Origin of the sequence: Polynucleobacter sp. MG-28-Ekke-A2, assembly GCF_035012985.1 — a bacterium.
GTDB lineage: Bacteria > Pseudomonadota > Gammaproteobacteria > Burkholderiales > Burkholderiaceae > Polynucleobacter.
Genome location: NZ_JAYGQU010000067.1, coordinates 1 through 542, shown reverse-complemented (window position 1 = coordinate 542; position 542 = coordinate 1). Strand labels below are relative to the sequence as shown.

General features: G+C 44.6%; 1 protein-coding gene. It reads right to left on the bottom strand.

Annotated features, from left to right (window positions below):
* Nucleotides 1-188: 188 nt before the first annotated feature.
* The coding region (locus tag VC188_RS11945; RefSeq protein ID WP_323484113.1) for a transposase at nt 189-542 on the bottom strand (354 nt) is incomplete at its 5' end.

The following is a 542-nucleotide window of genomic DNA, read 5'->3' as shown; positions in this document are numbered from 1 at the left end:
CGAGGCTGTGTAAAAACTCAAAACACTTCCATTAATTTCGATTTAGAGCGTGTACACGGGTTTAGGTTTCTCAATAAAGCGCCCTGAGGGGCTCAAGCATCCTGTTTCGGTAAATATTGGTTTTTTATTAACACCTCATAGAGGCGTTAATCAGGTCTGCTTATTACAGATTGAGTAAGGCTCTCGCCTTACGTCGCCATCGCCTTCATTAGATTGCTGCTACCCATGATGTTCATCACTCGTTTAAGGTTGTAAGCCAGGATATGTAGACTCATTTCTGTACTGACGTTCTCTTTGGTTTTGGTTAAGAAGTGCGTTGCCCCCATCCAACTCTTGAGTGTTCCAAAAGTATGCTCAATCGTGCAACGCCTAATCTTCATCGCATCAGGCATGGCTTCTAGGTTGCCCTGCATTTGATCTAGCATTACTTCATGTTCCCAGCGCTTGACTCTTCTGTTTGTTCCGGTAGTGCACTGAGGCTTTAAGGCACAGGTTTTGCAGTTGGAGCTCCAGTATGCAATCAGATTCTTACCATGCTCCAC